This window comes from Bacillus cereus group sp. Sample62, assembly GCF_036851315.1.
Classification (GTDB): domain Bacteria; phylum Bacillota; class Bacilli; order Bacillales; family Bacillaceae_G; genus Bacillus_A; species Bacillus_A wiedmannii.
In genome coordinates, this window is record NZ_JAFLPK010000001.1 from 2,878,337 (window position 1) to 2,898,241 (window position 19,905).

A 19,905-nucleotide genomic window follows, 5' to 3' on the forward strand; every position below is an offset into this window, starting at 1 on the left:
AAACTCACCTCCAACACATTTTATTAGTATGGTTGGGAGGTATTGGTTTTATGTACTATGCTCTTAATTTGGATATATTTTTAATACCTACGCAAACCCTTCAAAGTCTCCAATATATCATCTGTAAAGGCTGTACTACCTTCTGCCTCTAAAACTCTAAAATAAAAACTTCTTAAGAAAGTTCTAATATTTTGTACTAAAATAGCATGCTGTGGATGTCGGATATCTTCTACAGTTGCTATACTATGTAGCCAATTGCTCCACTCTTCTTCAGTTAAAATATTTTGGTGACGTAACGACATAATTGGCGCTACTAATCTCTCATCTTCAAAGTGCACATATACGTAATCACTTAATCGAGCCTTCTGGCGAACAGCAGCTAGTATTGCATATGAAAACTCACGATTTTGTATTGTACGTGCTAACGCATCGAGTGCATCCGCTGCATGCGCCGTAGAGTGTGCCCAGCCTTTTCCTTCTACGTAACCCCTTACATCTTCTTCTAAATAGACATATTCCAGCACTTGTTCTGCCACACTGTATAGTTGTTCTTCAGATAACAGTGGTTCTCTTTCATGAACAGATAAAATAAGTGGCGGAATTAATACAGAGAATGCACGTTTAAAAACAGAGTCTGTTCCCTTTTCACCAATTTTATAAAATAAATAATCAGGACTAATTGCCTGTAACATTAATCCTCGTAATTCTTTTTGTCTAAACACATCATTGGTAATCCATGTGTGAAGCGTACTATAAATTAAATCATCACGTAATTCAGCATCAGGTGAACCGATATAATCTAACATCCACTGCGCATATGGATATGCATCTACGTCTTCTGGTACAGCATAATTATTATTTTTAATTTGTAGTAGTTCTTCTTTTAATTCTAGTACTTCATTCATTATATTTCCTATCCCCTTTTTACTTTATTAACATATTTTCGCCTTATCCCCTGTAATTGCCTATCCTTATATGAACTTGATTCAATTATATATAATTTATCCTGATAAATAAAAGGAAATACTTTAGAACATCGCAGTCTCTCACTTTGTTTACATGCATCTCATGTAAGTTTAATTTATAACATAAATTATGTTTTTTCTTTTGTATTCAAACGTAGTTACAATCAAAAATTTAATCATTTTAGAACTTGTTTAATAAATTCTGTTTTAGCTTTTGTGTATGCTTCTCTATCTTGGTTATATCTTTTAGCTAAATCTTGTTTCAGATTTGAATACTCATAAACTAATTGTGGATTTTCTCGTAAGCGGTTACGAAATAAAAGTTGTTGCTCCCATCGCTCAGTTCCTTTAATCATCAAATGCAGGTGAGCTACACGCCTATTATTCTTAACTTTCACAAAGAACCTTCTCCAAGGTCTTTCATCTAATTCCGGGCTTACATAATGCCAATTATATATGGCCAATGTAGCTGAAATCTCTAGTACTCTTTCAAATGAGTCTATTTCAGCCATTAGATCAATGATAGGTTTTGCAGGTAAACCAGGTATGGATGTACTTCCTATATGTATTACTTTGCTTATACCAAGAGGCGCAAGCAGTTCATATAATTGCTGCTCTTCACATCGGCCTTTATCTTGCCAATCAGGATTTGCATTAACTATCTCTACTGACTCATTCGCCCATACAGGCCAATCGTTCGGATTATCTTTCTTATCCATCCAAAGCATCCCCTTCACGAATTTTTTGCTGTATAAACAATCTTAAATTTCTTTATATACAACTACTGGATCATCAAAGTTATTATTCCGAAATATAACATCCGCACAACTTTTCGGATTATGCTCATCTATATACACCTTACAGGCAACATGATATCTGTTTAAAAACATTTTCTTTGCTTTTTCATAACTTCCAAAAGCCTCCGTCTCGCGCTTTGCACCACGTTTTCTCGCAATCTCAAAATCTGTATCTACAAAGATTTTGTAATCAAATAAATACTCAACGTCTTTTTTCAATAGAAACGTTCCATCTACTATTAATATCATATTTTGCGTGGCCACTAATGGCTCATTATGTACAGGCATATCCGTTTTTAAATTATGAGAACTCGTTTCATATTGTAAATTCCCGTTTGGTCCTAAAGGCTTTAATAATCTTTCTTTAAAAGCTGTATAATCGTGTGCATCTTCATAATACCCTCTTGCAGATTCTTTACCTTGTGCATAGCGAATCACTTTTGGATTATGAAAATTGTCAATGCTAGCGCGTGTTACCGGTAACCCTCGTTTTTTTATTTCTTCCGCTAATTCGTTTGCAAATGTTGTTTTTCCTGAAGCTGTAATACCACTTACTCCAACTCTTGTTGGATGAGTTAAATTTAATTTTATAATATGATCTACAATTTCTTTCATGCGTTGTATTCGGTTCATGATATTTCCTCCTACAATTAGTTTACATAACATAATTACAGGTAATAATTCATGTCACTATTCGTCGGTAAGTCGATATCCTTTGTCGAATCGTCGATATATTTTAAGTTACGATAGATATATTTGAAAAATCGTTGATATATTATGATTGGCTTACTTCCCCTTAAACCCTCGATACAATGCAGTCCGTAACTCTTGTTTGTATTCCTCGATTTCGGGCATTTTTAGTTCTTCAGCTAACCGAATTGCCAATTCAATATCATACGGTACACGTACGAGTTGAACGGAAAAGCTCGCTGCTTCTTTTTCATTATAAGTTCCTTCAAATATTAAATAGGAAGCCTGTGTAATTTCAAGAGGATTACCTACACTACCAGCATTACATAACGTTTTCCCTCTGAAGTTTTGAACGAATGCTTGGTGAACGTCACCGTAGCAAACGACATCTGGTTTTCTTTCTCCTTCTATATTTTCTGTGAACTCACTATTTTCGAACATACTAATCCGCTCTTCTCTTGAGGCATGTGGTTGAATTCTTTCGTATAAACTTCTCGGTGAAGCGTGGAACATACGAATCAGTTTGCCGCTCATATAAAATTCGATTGAAAATGGTAAGCTTCTTAAATAATCATTTTGTTCTTCCGATAATTGTTTTTGATGCCATTTTAACGCTTCAAATTCAGTCGGTTTTGTAATGAAATCATCCCAATTTCCCATTACAACTCCATCACATTCTTTACGAATGATTTCAATCACTTCGCTAGAATGTGGACCTTTCCCGACTAAATCTCCAAGACAAATGATGCGCTCGATTCCTCTTAATTTAATATCTTGCAGCACAGATTCTAAAGCTGGAATATTACCGTGAATATCTGAAATTACCGCTATTTTATCCATATGAATCCCTCCATTACTTATTGTTTATTATATCCTCATGTTGTGATTGATACCATTTTGGAATATAGGATGAAAAATGATTATGATCTTCTAAAATTCCGTTCAATCTTTCCTTCATATCATCTACTAAATGCGGTGTACTCCGGTTTGTCCATACGATATCCGCTGGGAATGTCATTGCTGCATATAATGAATACAGTTGCCAAAAATGAAGTGACGGTTCTCCCCCGCAATAACCGTGAACTTGTCCAACCGCAAATGGTTTACTTATTCTTGTAGTAAAAATCGCTACGTTATAGAAATCGTGTATTGGATCGCCAAAATCATATCCACCAAAATCGATAACGATAAACTCTTTATTATGAATCATACTATTTGCTGGATGGAAGTCATCGTGTAAAAATGTGATTGGGCGTTTTTTCAATAATTGTTTATGCTCCCCTACAAAACTTAATACTGGCTTCAAATCAAGGAAGTCTATTTCATAGTTTGCTAACGCTTCTACGTATCTTTCGTATTTATTCCATCGAACCGTTTCCCATTTATTACTTGCACTTTCTCTCACAATTGAGTGAATCCTCTTTAATACTTCCCCTGCTTTTCTTCCTGCATTATACTGTTCTTCCACCGATAACTTCCCTAAACCTTCTTCACCATTTACACCTTGGGCCCATTCAAATACTTGAACACATTTATTTAATTCCTCAAGTTTTATGAAATGAATTAACTTGGGCGTTGGAATATGTAATAACTCTAATTGTTTCATATACGTATATTCTTCTTGTTTACGTTCAAAATGAACAGTATCACATACTTTCACAAAATAAGTTTCTTCGTTCTTTAATTCAACTTTATATTTTTCTTCATGTGAAAAACCTTTTGAAATAGCTGTACACTTTACAATACGAGGCCATTCTAGTTTTCTCCCTATCTCTCTAAGCATTTCCTTCACAACGTTCACCTCTATCAATATATGTACAAACTACCTAACACTTCATACTCTCGTTTATTTTCTCCTTTAAACTCCACTGCAAATGGATATTCGCCATGATTCTTCAAACGTTCTAGTACTAACCCTTCTCCTATTGGTTCACAAAACTGCACATGAACATCACCAAATGATACGCTTTGACACTCCGCATTCCATTCTTCATTCTTAACGACCTGGCTTGCAGTTAGCCCCATTACTTCTTTCCATTTCCGTACTGTTTCTCGAACATTTTTCACTGCGTAATGAATCGTTTCAATTTGTTGTACTTTGTTTTTATGTTCAGTGATCGTTCCTATGTTACGTAAATCATTTCGTCTTTCTTCATCCGTTTCATTCCATTGTATAAAGAAAGGTAATTTCGGTCCGTTCTTTTCTTGCTTTATAAATAACATTTTCCACTCTAAAAGGCGGCCATCTGTTCTCATACGTTTTCCTTCAAATGGTCCTATCGTATGTAAACCGTGCTTACTAAAATTATTTGCTAGGTCTTCAATGGCATCTGTTCGAATTGCGATTTGTAGCATTCCTTCTCCGTCTTCTAATTTTACTACTGTTTCTTGTACTAATGGATTGTCTGCTTTCTTCGCTTTATCTTCATGCTGAACTGCTAAAAATTCTATATATGATAAATCAAAATAACATAAACTATTCCAAGTACCCCAAGTAATATGCTCTCCGCCTAGTGCAGTATGAAATCCACGCTCCTGCATTTGTTTTGCCGCTTCCTCCGGTGTACCATGTACTGCGTGTACGAGATGATCAAATCGTAACATGTCTTTCTCCCCTTTCTCTCCATCCTTTTATTGTATATTTTATTTTTCTTTCGTTCAATTCAAAAAACTCAAAAACCTAGTTGATTTATATGATTAATGTGTATTATAATGAAACAAATTTCAATATTGCTGATTGGAAAAACCAAAGGCACTTTTCTCACACGGGAAAAGTGCCTTTTTCATTTACTATTACAGGGGGATTATTTATGCAGAAATTAATTGTCTTTGCTATTATTGGATTTTTTGCTCAATTGATCGATGGAGCGCTTGGAATGGCGTATGGGGTAACATCTACCTCACTATTATTAATGTTTGGTATCGCACCGGCTGTCGCTTCCGCATCTGTTCATTTAGCTGAAGTCGTTACAACCGCCGCTTCTGGTGCATCTCATATCAAATTTGGAAACGTTGATAAATATACCGTTTCCAGGCTTACATTACCAGGAGCAATTGGCGCATTTATTGGGGCATGTTTTTTAAGCAATTTACCAGGCGATGTAATTAAACCGTATATTTCCGTATTTTTATTTACTTTAGGGGTTTATATTTTATTACGATTCATCATTCAAAAACAAATTGTTACTTCAAAGAAACGTATGTCCGCTAAACAGCTTGTTCCGCTTGGCTTGTTCGCTGGATTCGTTGATTCAACTGGTGGTGGTGGCTGGGGACCGATTACGACACCTGTACTTTTAGCAAGAGGAAATGAAGCTAGAAAAGTTATCGGATCTGTAGATACGAGTGAATTTCCTGTTTCACTTGCTGCAACAATCGGATTTTTCATTTCACTTGGCTGGGAACAAGTAAGCTGGGTTTGGGTATTTTCATTAATGCTTGGCGGTATTGTCGCAGCCCCAATTGCTGCATGGTTAGTACGCATCGTTCCAGCACATTTACTTGGTGTATTAGTTGGTGGCCTTATTATCTTTACAAATATTCGTACACTGCTCACTACATTTAAAGTGGATCCAACTATTATTTCACTTTCTTACGTGGCAGTTGGCCTTGTCGTTATTATTTCTATTTTCATTGCTGTTCGCAATCATTCCAATCGTTCTAACGCATCAACAGATGGATATCCGAAAGATCAAAAACAAATGCTACCATAACGATAAAAATACCGCCCGATATACTTCGAGCGGTATTTTTTATTTTTCTATTTTCCAATTGATCATTGTTTCTGTAGTGCCTACTCTTTTCATATTTAATTTCTCTAATACACGAATCGAGCTAATATTTTCAAGAAGTGTCTCTGCAATAATTGTTTCTACCTGTCCTGTTTGAAAAGCCCAATTTATTAATTCTCTTACAGCTTCTGTTGCATATCCTTTATTCCAATATTTCTCAATAAATCCGTAACCAATTTCTACTGTATGTTCCTCATTTGGTTTCCCTTTAAACCCGATATCACCTAGAACGATGTCATCTTCTTCTCGAATGACATACCACGCCCCCCAAGGTAATACATTCTCATCTTTTTTTACATTTTCTACATGCCCTACAATATGTGGGCCACTATTGTATCCTTGCTCGTTAGCAACGCGAATACTCTCTTCTGTACACGGCACTATATAGAGCCTTTCTGTTTCTAATTTCATATTAATTTCCCCTTTTCAATTAAACAATACCTCAATTTTATCAGAAATAAAAAGAATATTCATTCTATTAATCAGGTTTATACTTATTCTTTGAAACGAATTTAAGGAATAATCCTCTTTTGTTAGTTATGTCGAATTATATTTTCTGAATTTTCTTTTAATTTTAAAGGGTTTTTCAATATTTTTTGCGAAACATTTGTATAACAATTTATTTCTTTATTTTTTGTTACATAACAGTAGGTTCGGGTGGAGTTATGCAAGCGTTTCCTATACAATAACCGATATTTTTAGACTTTTCCTAACAAAATATCTTGCAATATATTCAGAAAGTCATTACAATTGCCATATATTAAAAATCTTAGCAATATATAAATCCTCATCAATCCGATGAGGTAGAGGTTGCGACTTTTAAAAGTAAAATGGACGAGACACAGAGAATGTCACTGACTCCGTTTGAAAGGAAAAGTTGCCGAAGTTTATATTTCTTCTCTGGAAATATGAGCTGGGGCTGTCTCCGAAAGGAACAGAACTGTCACGTTTACAAAATTACCGTGTAAACGTGGGGTGCTATCTTAACGGAAGGGTATGATGGGGTGGTTATTTGTGAAACGTTCCGCCTAATTCCTTTGGCGGTTTTTTGTATTTTTCTCCCCCGCTCCTTCCTAACCTACAAGAAAAGGAGTGTTGAACATGAATAGCGCAACAAATCAATCTACCTCTAAAACGCAAACTACACAAGGACAAGGTGAATTAAAACGCGGATTAAAATCTCGTCACCTTACGATGATTTCTCTCGGTGGTACAATCGGTACCGGACTATTTCTTGCCAGCGGTGGTGTCATCCATTCAGCTGGACCTGGCGGTGCATTAGTTGCATACGCCGCAATTGGAATTATGGTTTACTTTTTAATGACAAGCTTAGCTGAACTCGCAGCATACATGCCTGTTACTGGATCTTTTAGCACGTATGCAACAAAATTTGTTGATCCGTCCCTTGGCTTTGCACTTGGGTGGAACTATTGGTATAACTGGGCGATTACAATTGCGGCAGAACTAGCGGCCGTAACATTAATTATGAAATTTTGGTTCCCTGATACCCCTTCCCTCATTTGGAGTGGGTTATGCTTAGCTATTATTTTCCTTTTAAACTATTTATCTGTTAAAGGTTTTGGTGAATCTGAATATTGGTTCGCACTTATTAAAGTAGTTACAATTATAATCTTTTTAATTGTCGGTTTTATGATGATTTTTGGAATTATGGGCGGCGAATCTGTTGGCTTTAAAAACTTCACTGTTGCAGATGCTCCATTTAACGGCGGTATCATGGCAATTATCGGTGTATTTATGGCAGCTGGTTTCTCATTCCAAGGAACTGAATTACTTGGGGTAGCTGCTGGTGAAACGTCTGATCCAGAACGCAATATCCCAAAAGCAATTCGTTCGATCTTTTGGCGTATTCTTTTATTCTATATCCTTGCGATTCTCGTTATCGGTTTATTAATTCCTTATACAACTGAAAGCCTTGCAGCAAGTGATGTTACAGTAAGTCCATTTACACTTGTATTTGAAAAAGCGGGCGTTGCCTTCGCTGCTTCTGTTATGAACGCTGTTATTTTAACGGCAGTATTATCTGCTGGTAACTCTGGTATGTATGCATCAACTCGTATGCTTTGGGATTTAGCTCGCCAAGGTAAAGCACCGAAGTTTCTTGGTAAATTAGATAGCCGTGGTGTACCTGTTAACGCTCTAATCGCAACATCAGTAGTTGGTAGCGTCGCTTTCATCGCTTCTTTATTCGGTGACGGTGTTGTATATATTTGGTTATTAAATGCTTCTGGTATGTCTGGCTTTATCGCATGGGTCGGCATTGCAATTAGTCATTACCGCTTCCGTAAAGCATATATCGCACAAGGTAAAGATTTAAAAGACTTACCATATAGAGCAAAATGGTTCCCGTTCGGTCCAATCTTCGCATTCACACTTTGTGTAATCGTAATTTTAGGTCAAAACTACGGCGCATTTATGGGCGAAGCAATCGATTGGAACGGTGTACTTGTTTCTTACATCGGTTTACCACTCTTCTTAGTACTATGGTTAGGATATAAATTTACGAAGAAAACAAAAGTGATTCCACTTGATAAATGTGAATTGAAATAAAGTGAAACGAGCAAACAAATATGTTTGCTCGTTTTTTATTCCAATGCTTCTCCCTTCCCTATTGCTCCTGTTTTTGCAATAATAAAGGAAATATACATAAAGGTTGGGATACCATGAACATTCGCATTACTGATGAAGCAAAAGCAGCCATACGTAGATTAGAACGTGAAGACAAAAAAATCATTCGCATTAGAGGAACAATGACAAACTCTTGTAGTATTTTCGTTGATGTGGATTTAATTTTGGATTCATATAATGCAGATGATGTTGTATATGAAGATCCTGAGTTTATCGTACAAATGGATTCATTCACGAAAGACTACACTGGTGATACGGTGAAACTTGATTATAAAACGACTGGTTTTAGTATTACGACTCCGAGTGAGACTTTGGTTTATGGATTGTCGATAAAAAAATAAAAATTGTTTTTAGCTGATCATTGAGGTGAAAACATGGGTAAATATGTTCCGTTGAAATTTTTATTTAATGAAGAATTAGCAGAAATAATGGCTGATTCTATTTGTAAACACGATCCTAATTTTCCGAAAAGAAACTTCGTATCTTCCGTAACATGTAAAGTTGAAAATTTAGAGTTAAAGCAACGTATAGAAGTAATAGCAGATGAATTACACGATGCATTACAAAAAGATTTTAATGAAGCAATACATATTTTACTGAAAACATTGGGACCAGAAAATACAACAGAAGTAGGTACATTTACAAACGGATATATGTACATGCCTATCGCAAAATACGTTGAAAAATATGGGCTTTACGATTTTGAAACTTCATTCAACGCCATGTATGAAATAACAAAAAGGAATACTGCTGAATATGCCATTCGTCCTTTTCTTGAAACATACCATGAAGACACACTACACATATTACAACAGTGGATTCATGATGAAAACAGCCACATTAGAAGATTAGTTTCCGAAGGTACAAGGCCCAGACTTCCTTGGGCTAAAAAGATAGGAGCTCTGAATGGTGACTTTAAGAACAATTTACAGCTTCTTGAACCATTAATGAATGATTCTTCTAAATATGTCCAAAAATCAGTAGCCAATCATATTAACGATATTACGAAAGAAGATAAAGAACTCGTTTTTCAATGGCTACAACAATTACGCGATAAACAGCATCCTGTTAACCCTTGGATTATAAAACATGGGTTAAGAACGGTAATAAAAAATGGTACTTTACCAAAAGATTTTTGTTTTTAAGTATTTTAAACAAAACCGCTTATGCTTCAAAAATGAAGTATAAGCGGTTTTCTCTTTCAAACATTATCCTTGCCTTAACATATTTTGAAACATTTCCGGCTTATTTCGTTCAAAGCTTTCTATAAGTTCTTTCCCAAATATCGTTATACTCTTCTCCCAAGGGTGGCCTAAATACCCCCACTTAAAGTCCTTCTGAATAAAGAAGTAGTACTCTCCATTCGGAAATACTGGTATAATCCACTCATCAAATTCATTTCTTTCAAACTCTAAATGCGGATTCACCCAATAACACTCATGTTGCCAATCCAGTGCCATGATATATTCATTCGATGCTGTAATTTCTTGAAAAGCTTGTAACGCTTTACTTTCCAGATTATCATATACATTTAAATGTACCGACTCTCCAAAGTAATGAGAAATATCATATGTAACAAAAGGGCTTGGCACCTTAAATGATGGAAAAGTAGAATCACTTGGTGAAAACTTTAGCTTACTATCTATCCTGTCCCAAATTTGATTGTCCTCTTTGTATGTAAACTCCATCCAGTTTTTCATTAAACAACTACCTTCCCTTATAACTTCAAAGGATTTCCACTCGATTATCCCGAATATATAAATAACCATTCTCACAAGGAGCGAATTTATATGAATCTATTTAAAAACGAAACGTAAAACCATTCCACTTTAATAAGAGGTCCTCCCTTTTTCTTTTCTCATCTTAGCATTTACTTACAAAATAGGAGGATACAATTATGAAACATGATTTATTATTTTCATCACTATTAGAAAGTGCAAATATAAATTTTAGCGGCTGGGATTTTTCTTTCATTTCAGAAACGGGTCGAATGAAGTGCGAGCCTTTATTGTGGTCGTACGGCAGCACTGCTTTTCAGCTTATGCAGCATACAGAATCAATGCTAGATATGGGTACTGGTGGCGGAGAGTTTTTATCTATGTTACAACCGTTCTCGTCAACTATTTTTGCGACTGAGGGCTATGCTCCAAACGTGCCAATCGCTCGGAAGAAATTAGAGCCTTTAGGGGTTACAGTTGTAGAGGTAACCGATGATACTACTTTACCATTTCAAGATGTTCAATTTGATTTAATCATAAATCAACATGAATCTTACGCTGCCTCTGAGGTAAACAGAATCCTTTCTCCAAATGGCATTTTCCTTACACAACAAGTTGGAGGTCTCGATTGTGCTGAACTTAATGAACAGTTTAATGCACCGCTAAATAGCGAATTTGCAAGTTGGTCTCTTGAAACTGCATGTAGTGAGTTAAAGGAAAATGGATTTACTATTTTAGAAGAAAAAGAAGAGTTCCCTTTTCAACGCTTTTACGACATTGGCGCTATCGTCTATTATTTAACAGCGATTCCGTGGCAAATTCCTGATTTTACTGTCGAAGGTTACAATGAGGAATTATATCGTATACATGAAATCATCTTACAAAAAGGTTATTTTGATGTGAAGCAACATCGTTTTATGATTAAAGCGATTCGCAGTTAATCATGGAGCATATGAAAAAGAGATGGATCTACCATCCCTTTTTTTATTTTCACTCAATATTTTCTATATTTAAACACTTCGTTTCACAGTAATAACCTTTGCCACCAACATAAACTTTTTCTATTTTATTCTCGCTATTGGTTGCTAATTTAACTAATATTTCGGAAGGCGAATGTAAAGAATGACCTTGTTCAAATACATAGACTTCTTTTTGTAAGTAGCGCTGTTCATAAAGGTAGCAAGCTAATGCACCGTTTGAAGTTCCAGTCGCTGCTTCTTCATTGATGTCGTATAGCGGAGCAAAGTTTCTGCATATAATTCGATTGTCATTAAAAGTATATAGATGCATCCCGACAACATTATAATACTTGCTGATTTCTTTAATTTTTTCAAAATTAGGTTGCATTGTATGTAATTGTGTTTCGCTTTTTATGGGAATTAAAATATCTTTTAAGCCCGTGGAGACAATTTGAATTGGGTATGTATTGTCTATATCTTTAATGTCAAAGCAGTCGATAAACTCATTTGGAGATATAACATCATAGAATATCGGTTCGTTTTGCTCCATGAATATGATGTCCTCTTTTATGGTAATAGTAAGAACACCGCTGTTCGTTTCAATCGTATAGCGATTCTTGAAAAGTTTATTTACATGCATCAGTATCGCGAAAGAGCCAATTGTGGCATGCCCACATAAATCAACTTCTTCTTTTGGTGTAAAATACTCAATTTTATAATCAGCAATTTCAGATTCTGATATAAATGCGGTTTCCGCATAGCCCAGTTGTTTGGCTATTGCCATTTTTTGAGTAGTGGTCAATGTATTCTCCATAAATACCACTCCTGCTTTATTTCCGCCTTTATGATCCTTGCTAAATGCACTTGCAACATAAACAGATATTTTCATAAGATACCTTCCTCCCCTATAATAAATTGTAGCATAGAACGTACTACATATATATATTGTTGGATAAATTAGCCATAAAGCAAGAGACAAACTATTTTTTAGCATCTGAACTCTCCAAAAATAGTTTGTCTACAGTCTGAAAGATGGATCTACCATCTCTTTTTCACCGTTTATTTTTAAAAATTTTGTGGTCGCTTCTAGATTGTTAAGTACGTTCACGTCTCGCAATCGCATCAGCTAATGTAATAAGCTGCTCGTACGTTATCTTTCCGGCTAACTTTTCTTTTATAACTTTTTCCATTTCTTTTGTAATAATCATACCTTCTATTGCTAGAGTCGCTTTAGCTGCCTCGAAAGCTTTATTTAGTTCTTCCTCGCTTTTGAATGCCATAATTTAAATTATCTCCTTCACATCATTTTATCTACTCTTTCAATACGAGAAAAGTAATATCATCCCATTTTTCATCTAATTTTAAAGTAGTCTTTTCAATACTAGTTCCAGTTAACAGATCATATCCTTCAATCTCAGCTACCAATTGTTTCGTTTTACTCTTTGGATTCATATCTTTGTATAAGATATACACCTTATTACCATGTACTTGTATATCAGAAATCCCTTTATCCTCTCTATTGATTTTTGTATTTTTGTCACTTTGTAATGAATATGTACGTATGATGTTCAAATTCTCATCTAACTCTTTCATTTTCTCATCATTATTTAAAACATACACCTTATTATCAATCACCTGCACTAGAACAGGTATAAATTGTTTTTTGTCTAATATCGTTTCTTTTTCTACTACTCTAGTCTTCGTATTTACCATAATTAATTTAGGTGGTAACTTTTGATTCACATTATCACTTAATACGAGTAATAATTTATCTTTATACTTTTGAAAAATTACTTTTTGAGCAGTTGGTGCAAAATACACATTTTCATTAGGAATTTCAAATTCGTTTATCTTTTTATTTGTCGCCAAATCTATTTCTGAAATATATACTTTGTCTAGCGTTTGTGAAAATGCGTATATGTGGTTCTCAATAATATGCGCTCCTTGAATCGTTCCCTTCAGTTCTACACTTTCTTGCCTTTTTTCATTCTCTTTCCAATATATGAGTTCACTTGTATACCCCTTCTTTTCATCTATCAGCCCAATGTTCACATCATAAAATTTATAACCTTGTTCTGCATGGATAAAATATGCCCCTGCGTTTACATCTTGTAATTGTTTCGGTCTATTGATTTCTTGCATCTTACCCATCTTATCAATTGCATAATGATTGTTGTTTCTATTTGATGAGAAGTAGTATCCCTTTTCATCTTTTGCATTGCTCATCATACTTTGCCCATCTACTTCTATTTTACTAATCTCATTTCCTTTCTTATCATATGCATATATGTAGCCACCGTTTTTCATTGCATTCGAATAAGATACAAGGTAATTTGCTTTTTGAATATCTTTAAGTTCTTTCTCACTTTTAGAACAAGCTACAAAAAGGAACATCGTACATATGACGATTATGCCTAATGAATTGTATTTCTGAAACATATAATCACCTCGCATATATAATGAGAGCAATCAACATAAAAATGCGGATTGCCCTATAAAAATATTATCTACTAGCGTATAAGATTGATTATTTTCATATTTTTTCTATTGAGAAACAAGTTGTTTTTCATACCGTTTGTTCACATCATCTTCCATTAAACATGCAGTTGTGTAATGAATATGCCGGTTATCATATGTAAATATATGATCCAGCTTATTTTCTTCTTTTAATATGATCGGTAAGTATTTTTGTAAATTGCTAACTACACCTCTATTATCACAATTTAATATCCAATCAATTTCTTTCCATTCTAATAACCCTTCCGCCGTACTTAATGGTGTATTCATATGTACTCCACCTGGCAAATCAGCAAGGAATACATACATTCCCTCACTATCCCAAGACTCGTCTTTATCTTTAAAAATAACATTCCCCTTATACGTTACACTTGGAAGCTCTATTCCCGTTTCTTCAAGCGTTTCTCTAATAATTCCTTCGTATGGCGTTTCATTATCTTCTATTTTTCCTCTGACACCATTCCACATTCCCATATTCGGCTTTTTATTTCTATTCAATAAGAGTATTTCATTTCCTTTTCTAATGAAGCAAATTGTGTACTTATACATACGTCCATTTCCTTTCATTTACACATGAGTTATTTAACTTATTTTTAAGTAAAAACACTCGCCTTACAATTCCTTACTACATAATATATAGTACAACTTTCATACGTAAGCACTTTACGTAAAACGAAAGAATCCTTTTTAGAAAGGAGAATTAACATCGATACTATAAGCAATGAATTTCTAAAACTTTATTACGACAGCAACGTTTGGTTACATGATACACACTGGCTCGGGGTCCCCATTCTCAAACTTCCCTCTGATCTTTTTTTGTATCAAGAAATTATTTATGAATTAAAACCCGATTTAATTATTGAGTGCGGCACTTGTTATGGTGGTAGCGCATTGTATTTGGCTTCTGTATTAGATTTAATTGGAAAAGGTCACGTTCTTACTATTGATATATTTCCTCAACCAAATCGTCCATCACATGATCGAATTACGTATGTAACAGCTTCTTCTGTTTCTGTACAGGCCGTTCAAACTATATTAAATATGCGCAAACCTGATGATGTGATTTTAGTTATTTTAGATTCTGATCATAGTAAAGAGCATGTATCAAAAGAACTTTTACTTTATAAATCTATCGTTACTACTGGTAGTTATATTATTGTAGAGGATACATCTATTAACGGAAATCCTATTTCTCCCGATTGGGGCCCTGGCCCAATGGAAGCTGTAGAAGAGTTTTTAGCTAAAAACAACAATTTCATAATCGATGAATCTAAACATAAGTTTTTCATTTCATTTAATCCAAAAGGTTATTTAAAGAAGATAAAGTGAAACTTTAATAAGTGGGGTTTTGTATAACCCCACTTATTCTATGATCTTCATTTTTGAAAAAGGATAATATACAAATTCCACTTTACCTATTATATTATCTTCTTCAATATATCCTAGGCCATTTCGACTATCTCTACTAAGTTCACGATTATCTCCCATTACAAATAACTTATTTGGCGGGATTTTTGTCTTTTGAAAATTATAAAACACTTGCGTATTATTGAATAAATCTTTATTTGTATACGGTTCTTCTTGCTTTTTATCATTCACATATACTGATCCATTCGTTATGTTAATTACGTCACCAGGAAGCCCTATTACCCGTTTCACATAATATTTCGACTCATCCTCTTCCTTTATAATGACAATTTCTCCGTGCTCTAAATTAGAAAAATGTACTGCTGCTTTATTTACAAATACGTAGTCTTCTTCATATAAAGTCGGTTGCATCGATTTTCCTTCCACTTTACATAAAGTAAAAGAATGATAGGCTACTACCAAAACAAACACGAAGAGTATGTATTTCCCCCAGCCTCTTTTAATCTCCTGTTTCATATCCATTCCCACCTTGTTTAAACGCTTTTTAACTCAAAAAATATATCACTGCACAATATGTCTCCATGCAGTGATACTATTTTTACTGGGCCTTGTTCGGCTGTTCTACTGGGACTGGATTTCCACCCGCTCTTTTCGTTTTCAATTCAAAATACGCATCCAAAATCTCTTTACCAATCGCGGAATTAATTCCTGATTTGTCATCATTCACCCAAGGTACAACAACTGAAAAAGCTACTTCCGGATCAGCATCATATGGTGCATAACCGGCAAGAGTTAAATTATAACATTTTTTTCGGTTATTGTTTTCATCTCTTCCAATATCACTTTCTCCACCGTATACAGTTTCAGCTGTTCCTGTTTTTCCAGCTGGTTTATACGGTAATCCTTTAAACGTTGCCGTACCTGTTCCGTCAGTTTCTTGAAAAACTCTTCTAAATCCTTCTTTTACATGATTAATGTATGAAGTGTCCATATCCACTCGATTTAAAATAACTGGTTCAATAGACCGAACAACTTTTCCAACATCCTCTGGTCTATGTGGTTGCTCTCTCACTTCTTGTACAATTTGTGGTTTCATTCGGTAACCACCGTTTGCAATTGTTGACATATATTGAGCAAGCTGAAGCGGCGTATATGTATCGTACTGTCCAATCGCATAATCAAGTAAAAAACCAGGTATGTCATCCGTTCTACCCATTTGACCAATCGATTCATTCGGTAAGTCAATTCCAGTCGGTACACCTAATCCAAACTGTCTAAAATAGTAGCGCATTTTATTAAATGTCTCTTTTTTAATATCTAGCGGATTGTTTGGTACATAATTTACACCTGCCATTTTTAATGCTGTATTAAACATATAAACGTTTGATGAAACTTGTAAAGCTCTTAAATCATCAATATCACCAAAATCTTTCCACGATTTCTTTGGCTTGACACTTCCTTTAAAATACATTGGTGCATCAAAGAAATGCGTATACGGCTTAATTGTTTCAGTTTGATATCCGGCTAATAACGTAGCCCCTTTCACGGTTGACCCTAATTCATAAGAACTTGTCATCGTCCCTAAAGCGAAGTCTTCTATTTGCATTCCGCCATCTTTATTTACAATTTTCTTTCCTGCCATTGATAAAATCTGGCCATTTTTCGGGTTCATCATTACAACGAACGCACGATCCATCATCGGCTCTGCAGAATGAAATGCTCGTAAATTCTTTTCAAGACTTTCCTCTACTTTTTTCTGTAACTCCATATCAACAGTTAACATTAAATTATTTCCGCTTTTTCCTTCAGTCACTTTTTCCGTCCGAATAATATTTCCTGCTTTATCCGTAATATTTTTAGACTGTTCTTTCGTTCCATGTAACGCATCTTCGTACTGTTTCTCGATGTAGCTCTTACCAATACGGTCATTGCGGTTATAATCACGCACTAAATAATAATCTAACTGTTCTCTTGGCAAACCCTCATTTTCAGTAGAAACGCTACCAAGAATAGAGCGAAGTATTTTATCATTTGGGTATTCACGTTCCCAATCCACTGTCGTATCCACTCCTGGTAAACTTGCCAATCTTTCACTTACGATTGCATATTCATTTTGACTTACATCTTTTTTAACAATTTGCGGCGTCATTTTATATCCCGCATTCATCCTACTTTTAATTGCTAGTACTTCTAAGTCCTCTTTTGAAAGTTCGCTTAATTCTTCTTGCGTAATTCTTTCTCGGCGCAACTCTTCTACTTTTTTATCTAATTCTTTCCCTTCTATCTCTTGCTTCCTAAATGTACTCTCATCTTCTTTCGTCACTTTTTCTGCTGCTCGTTTTTCGTTTAACTGCATCCAAAAATCTTTTTTATCTGTTTCTGTCAACTTATTTATATCTTCTGGCGACATTTCAATTAGCTGGGCTAAATTTCTTGCAACTTGTAAAACTTCTTTCGAATCTACTCCTTTCATTTTTGTATATGTAACGGTTCGTAGTGGTTTGTTATTTACAATCACTTGACCTTGCCGATCAAACATTTTCCCTCTCGGAACAGGAGTGCTTACCGTTACATCTTCCTTTTTGTTCACTTCATTTCTATACGTTTCTCCATCAATGATTTGTACTTTACCTAATTGAATTATAATAGCTGAAAATAAAAGAAAGACGATAAAAAATAGTACATTTAATCGAAAAGGAATATGAGTCTTTTTCTTTTTCGATTGTTTCTTCTGCTCCTTTTTCTGTCTCATTTCGCTCCCTCGCTTCATTCTATTAACATTTCTACGCAAAATCATTATGTATCAAATTTATTTATATGATATATATAGAATTTTATATTAATTACTAAAGAAATAAAAGATTTAATTTTCAGTATTTTAATTTTATAACCTATTTATTACCATTCCCTTATTAAGGAATAACATGAATGTTATTCAAACAAAAAAACTGAGGTGTTCTCTATACACCTCAGTTTTTCATAAAAATAATAATTTATTTAACCGACGATACCCCGTCAACAAACTCACCAATCTTATTTTGAAAAACAAAATCAAAGTTATATTCTTGTCCTGTTAACTCTTCATTTACTAAAATTGTCGTTGCTCCTATTTCCCTCTTTGCGATTTCTGGGAATGAAGCGACAGGTTGTACTTTTAATGACGTTCCCATAACGATAAGCACATCTGTTTCATATAAACGTGTTATCGCATTTTGATATTGCGGCAATGTATCTCCGTATAATACAACGTCTGGATTTAAAATGAAATGACACTTCTCGCAGCGAGGTACTTCATGATCAATCATATACTGCAAATCATATCCTGCTTTACACTTCGGACAATGTGCTGTTTGAAGTGTTCCATGTAAATCAATGACATGCTTACTACCGCCTAATTGATGTAAACCGTCAATATTTTGCGTTAAAATCGTAATATCTTTCCCTTGTTCTTCTAATTCCGCTAAAAAGCGATGACCGCGATTTGGTTTATATTGATGAAACGTATTAATTTGAAATATTTCTTTATAATGCTTCCAAAATTCTTTCGGGCTTCTATTATAATATCCCCTTGATAAATACATCTCCACATTCGCATCAGCATACAATCCATTTGCTGAACGAAAATCTGGGATACCACTTTCCGTACTTGCTCCTGCGCCTGTTAACACTGTAATTTTCTTCGCTTGCTCTAAAATTGAGCGTACTTCTTCAAATTGCACAAAAATCACCTCTATGTATATTGCTATACTTATTATACCAGTTGTTTACAGGAGGTGTTGTATGATTCGTTTTATTTAATGCGTCGTGCCCCCAATTTCCACAATATCCACCTCAACCGTCACCGTTACCTCAACTGCCAATTCTATCCCTTTACGAATAGTAGTAAGTGACATACTCGGTTGGCCTGGATAGTTACTCGCTTGTTCTGGTAAAAACGGAATATGAATAAATCCGCCTTTTATTTTCTTATCACGGTTCTCTATTTCATGCATAAGACCATAGAATAAGTGATTACAAACGAATGTACCTGCTGATTGTGAAACGGAAGCTGGTATCCCTTCTTCTTGAAGTTTTTTAACGATTGCTTTCATCGGAAGCGTAGACCAATAGGCAGCCGGTCCTTCTTCCACAACCGGTACATCTACCGGCTGATTCCCTTCATTGTCAGCAATTCTTGCATCATCAATATTAATTGCGACACGCTCTATCGTAATATCTGGTCTGCCTCCAGCTTGTCCAATACATATAATCATTTCAGGGTTTAGTTCTTGTATATATTCGTTTAGAACTTTTATTGATTTATGAAATACGGTTGGTACTTGTTTACTTATAATCTTGTACTCTCCGATTGTTTTTTCATGCAAACTTTTTGCGACTTCCCAAGCTGGATTGATACTTTCTCCACCGAACGGATCGAATCCTGTTAATAATACTGTTTTCATAGTTTTACCCTC

General features: G+C 34.8%; 22 protein-coding genes and 1 riboswitch. Of the genes, 6 read left to right on the plus strand and 16 right to left on the minus strand.

Features of this window, described 5'->3' with window-relative positions; genetic code table 11:
* Window positions 1–80: 80 nt before the first annotated feature.
* The 6 genes from J0835_RS14625 to J0835_RS14650 form a co-directional block, all read right to left on the minus strand.
* Entirely contained in the window at window positions 81–905 is an 825-nt protein-coding gene (locus J0835_RS14625; protein WP_087981054.1) for a DUF2785 domain-containing protein, read from the minus strand.
* 236 nt (window positions 906–1,141) lie between these two features.
* The gene (locus tag J0835_RS14630) at window positions 1,142–1,684 is read right to left on the minus strand and encodes a GrpB family protein (RefSeq protein ID WP_087981055.1); all 543 of its coding nucleotides are present in this window, start codon (window positions 1,682–1,684) and stop codon (window positions 1,142–1,144) included.
* A 42-nt stretch (window positions 1,685–1,726) separates the two neighbouring features.
* The gene (locus J0835_RS14635; protein ID WP_087981056.1) at window positions 1,727–2,395 is read right to left on the minus strand and encodes a uridine kinase; all 669 of its coding nucleotides are present in this window, start codon (window positions 2,393–2,395) and stop codon (window positions 1,727–1,729) included.
* A 153-nt stretch (window positions 2,396–2,548) separates the two neighbouring features.
* Entirely contained in the window at window positions 2,549–3,292 is a 744-nt protein-coding gene (locus J0835_RS14640) for a metallophosphoesterase family protein (protein WP_087981057.1), read from the minus strand.
* Window positions 3,293–3,305: 13 nt separating this feature from the next.
* Entirely contained in the window at window positions 3,306–4,244 is a 939-nt protein-coding gene (locus J0835_RS14645) for an aminoglycoside phosphotransferase family protein (RefSeq protein WP_087981058.1), read from the minus strand.
* Between the two features lie 14 nt (window positions 4,245–4,258).
* Window positions 4,259–5,056 carry a VOC family protein gene (locus tag J0835_RS14650; protein ID WP_087981059.1) on the minus strand — a complete coding sequence of 266 codons (798 nt, stop codon included), beginning with the start codon at window positions 5,054–5,056 and terminating at the stop codon, window positions 4,259–4,261.
* 206 nt (window positions 5,057–5,262) lie between these two features.
* On the opposite strand from J0835_RS14650, the gene J0835_RS14655 reads away from it, so the two are divergent.
* Window positions 5,263–6,165: a sulfite exporter TauE/SafE family protein gene (locus tag J0835_RS14655; RefSeq protein ID WP_087981060.1), complete on the plus strand. Its 903-nt coding sequence runs from the start codon at window positions 5,263–5,265 to the stop codon at window positions 6,163–6,165.
* A 39-nt stretch (window positions 6,166–6,204) separates the two neighbouring features.
* On the opposite strand, the gene J0835_RS14660 is transcribed toward J0835_RS14655, so the two are convergent.
* Entirely contained in the window at window positions 6,205–6,654 is a 450-nt protein-coding gene (locus tag J0835_RS14660; RefSeq protein ID WP_087981061.1) for a GNAT family N-acetyltransferase, read from the minus strand.
* 385 nt (window positions 6,655–7,039) lie between these two features.
* Window positions 7,040–7,232, plus strand: a riboswitch (Lysine riboswitch).
* 112 nt (window positions 7,233–7,344) lie between these two features.
* Between J0835_RS14660 and J0835_RS14665 the strand changes: the two genes are divergently transcribed.
* The 3 genes from J0835_RS14665 (at window position 7,345) to J0835_RS14675 (ending at window position 10,034) form a co-directional block, all read left to right on the plus strand.
* Complete coding sequence (locus J0835_RS14665; RefSeq protein WP_001083393.1) at window positions 7,345–8,811, plus strand: amino acid permease; 1,467 nt, start codon at window positions 7,345–7,347, stop codon at window positions 8,809–8,811.
* A gap of 113 nt (window positions 8,812–8,924) precedes the next feature.
* Entirely contained in the window at window positions 8,925–9,230 is a 306-nt protein-coding gene (locus tag J0835_RS14670; protein WP_140386818.1) for an iron-sulfur cluster biosynthesis family protein, read from the plus strand.
* Between the two features lie 33 nt (window positions 9,231–9,263).
* On the plus strand, window positions 9,264–10,034 hold the full coding sequence (locus tag J0835_RS14675) for a DNA alkylation repair protein (RefSeq protein ID WP_087981063.1): 771 nt from the start codon (window positions 9,264–9,266) through the stop codon (window positions 10,032–10,034).
* 63 nt (window positions 10,035–10,097) lie between these two features.
* Here J0835_RS14675 and J0835_RS14680 read toward each other — a convergent pair whose 3' ends face one another.
* The gene (locus J0835_RS14680; protein ID WP_087981064.1) at window positions 10,098–10,589 is read right to left on the minus strand and encodes a DUF2716 domain-containing protein; all 492 of its coding nucleotides are present in this window, start codon (window positions 10,587–10,589) and stop codon (window positions 10,098–10,100) included.
* 197 nt (window positions 10,590–10,786) lie between these two features.
* On the opposite strand from J0835_RS14680, the gene J0835_RS14685 reads away from it, so the two are divergent.
* Entirely contained in the window at window positions 10,787–11,548 is a 762-nt protein-coding gene (locus J0835_RS14685; protein WP_087981065.1) for a class I SAM-dependent methyltransferase, read from the plus strand.
* A 49-nt stretch (window positions 11,549–11,597) separates the two neighbouring features.
* Here J0835_RS14685 and J0835_RS14690 read toward each other — a convergent pair whose 3' ends face one another.
* The 4 genes from J0835_RS14690 to J0835_RS14705 form a co-directional block, all read right to left on the minus strand.
* Complete coding sequence (locus J0835_RS14690; RefSeq protein ID WP_087981066.1) at window positions 11,598–12,455, minus strand: PhzF family phenazine biosynthesis protein; 858 nt, start codon at window positions 12,453–12,455, stop codon at window positions 11,598–11,600.
* A 205-nt stretch (window positions 12,456–12,660) separates the two neighbouring features.
* Entirely contained in the window at window positions 12,661–12,846 is a 186-nt protein-coding gene (locus J0835_RS14695) for an antitoxin VbhA family protein (protein ID WP_087981067.1), read from the minus strand.
* A gap of 31 nt (window positions 12,847–12,877) precedes the next feature.
* On the minus strand, window positions 12,878–14,005 hold the full coding sequence (locus tag J0835_RS14700) for a hypothetical protein (protein WP_087981068.1): 1,128 nt from the start codon (window positions 14,003–14,005) through the stop codon (window positions 12,878–12,880).
* Window positions 14,006–14,110: 105 nt separating this feature from the next.
* Complete coding sequence (locus tag J0835_RS14705) at window positions 14,111–14,632, minus strand: NUDIX hydrolase (protein ID WP_087981069.1); 522 nt, start codon at window positions 14,630–14,632, stop codon at window positions 14,111–14,113.
* Window positions 14,633–14,788: 156 nt separating this feature from the next.
* Here J0835_RS14705 and J0835_RS14710 point away from each other — a divergent pair, with 156 nt between their 5' ends.
* The gene (locus J0835_RS14710) at window positions 14,789–15,412 is read left to right on the plus strand and encodes a CmcI family methyltransferase (RefSeq protein ID WP_140386819.1); all 624 of its coding nucleotides are present in this window, start codon (window positions 14,789–14,791) and stop codon (window positions 15,410–15,412) included.
* Window positions 15,413–15,445: 33 nt separating this feature from the next.
* Here the strand turns inward: J0835_RS14710 and lepB are convergent, their stop codons facing one another.
* From lepB to pcp, 4 genes are all read right to left on the minus strand, one after another.
* Window positions 15,446–15,967: a signal peptidase I gene (gene lepB, locus J0835_RS14715; RefSeq protein ID WP_000806886.1), complete on the minus strand. Its 522-nt coding sequence runs from the start codon at window positions 15,965–15,967 to the stop codon at window positions 15,446–15,448.
* Window positions 15,968–16,049: 82 nt separating this feature from the next.
* A complete protein-coding gene (locus J0835_RS14720; protein WP_087981071.1) occupies window positions 16,050–18,203 on the minus strand; it encodes a peptidoglycan D,D-transpeptidase FtsI family protein in 2,154 nt (717 codons plus the stop codon).
* A 241-nt stretch (window positions 18,204–18,444) separates the two neighbouring features.
* Window positions 18,445–19,179 (minus strand): NAD-dependent protein deacylase, encoded by a 735-nt coding sequence (locus J0835_RS14725; RefSeq protein WP_087981072.1) that lies wholly within the window; start codon window positions 19,177–19,179, stop codon window positions 18,445–18,447.
* 66 nt (window positions 19,180–19,245) lie between these two features.
* Complete coding sequence (pcp, locus tag J0835_RS14730; protein ID WP_087981073.1) at window positions 19,246–19,893, minus strand: pyroglutamyl-peptidase I; 648 nt, start codon at window positions 19,891–19,893, stop codon at window positions 19,246–19,248.
* Between the last annotated feature and the right edge of the window lie 12 nt (window positions 19,894–19,905).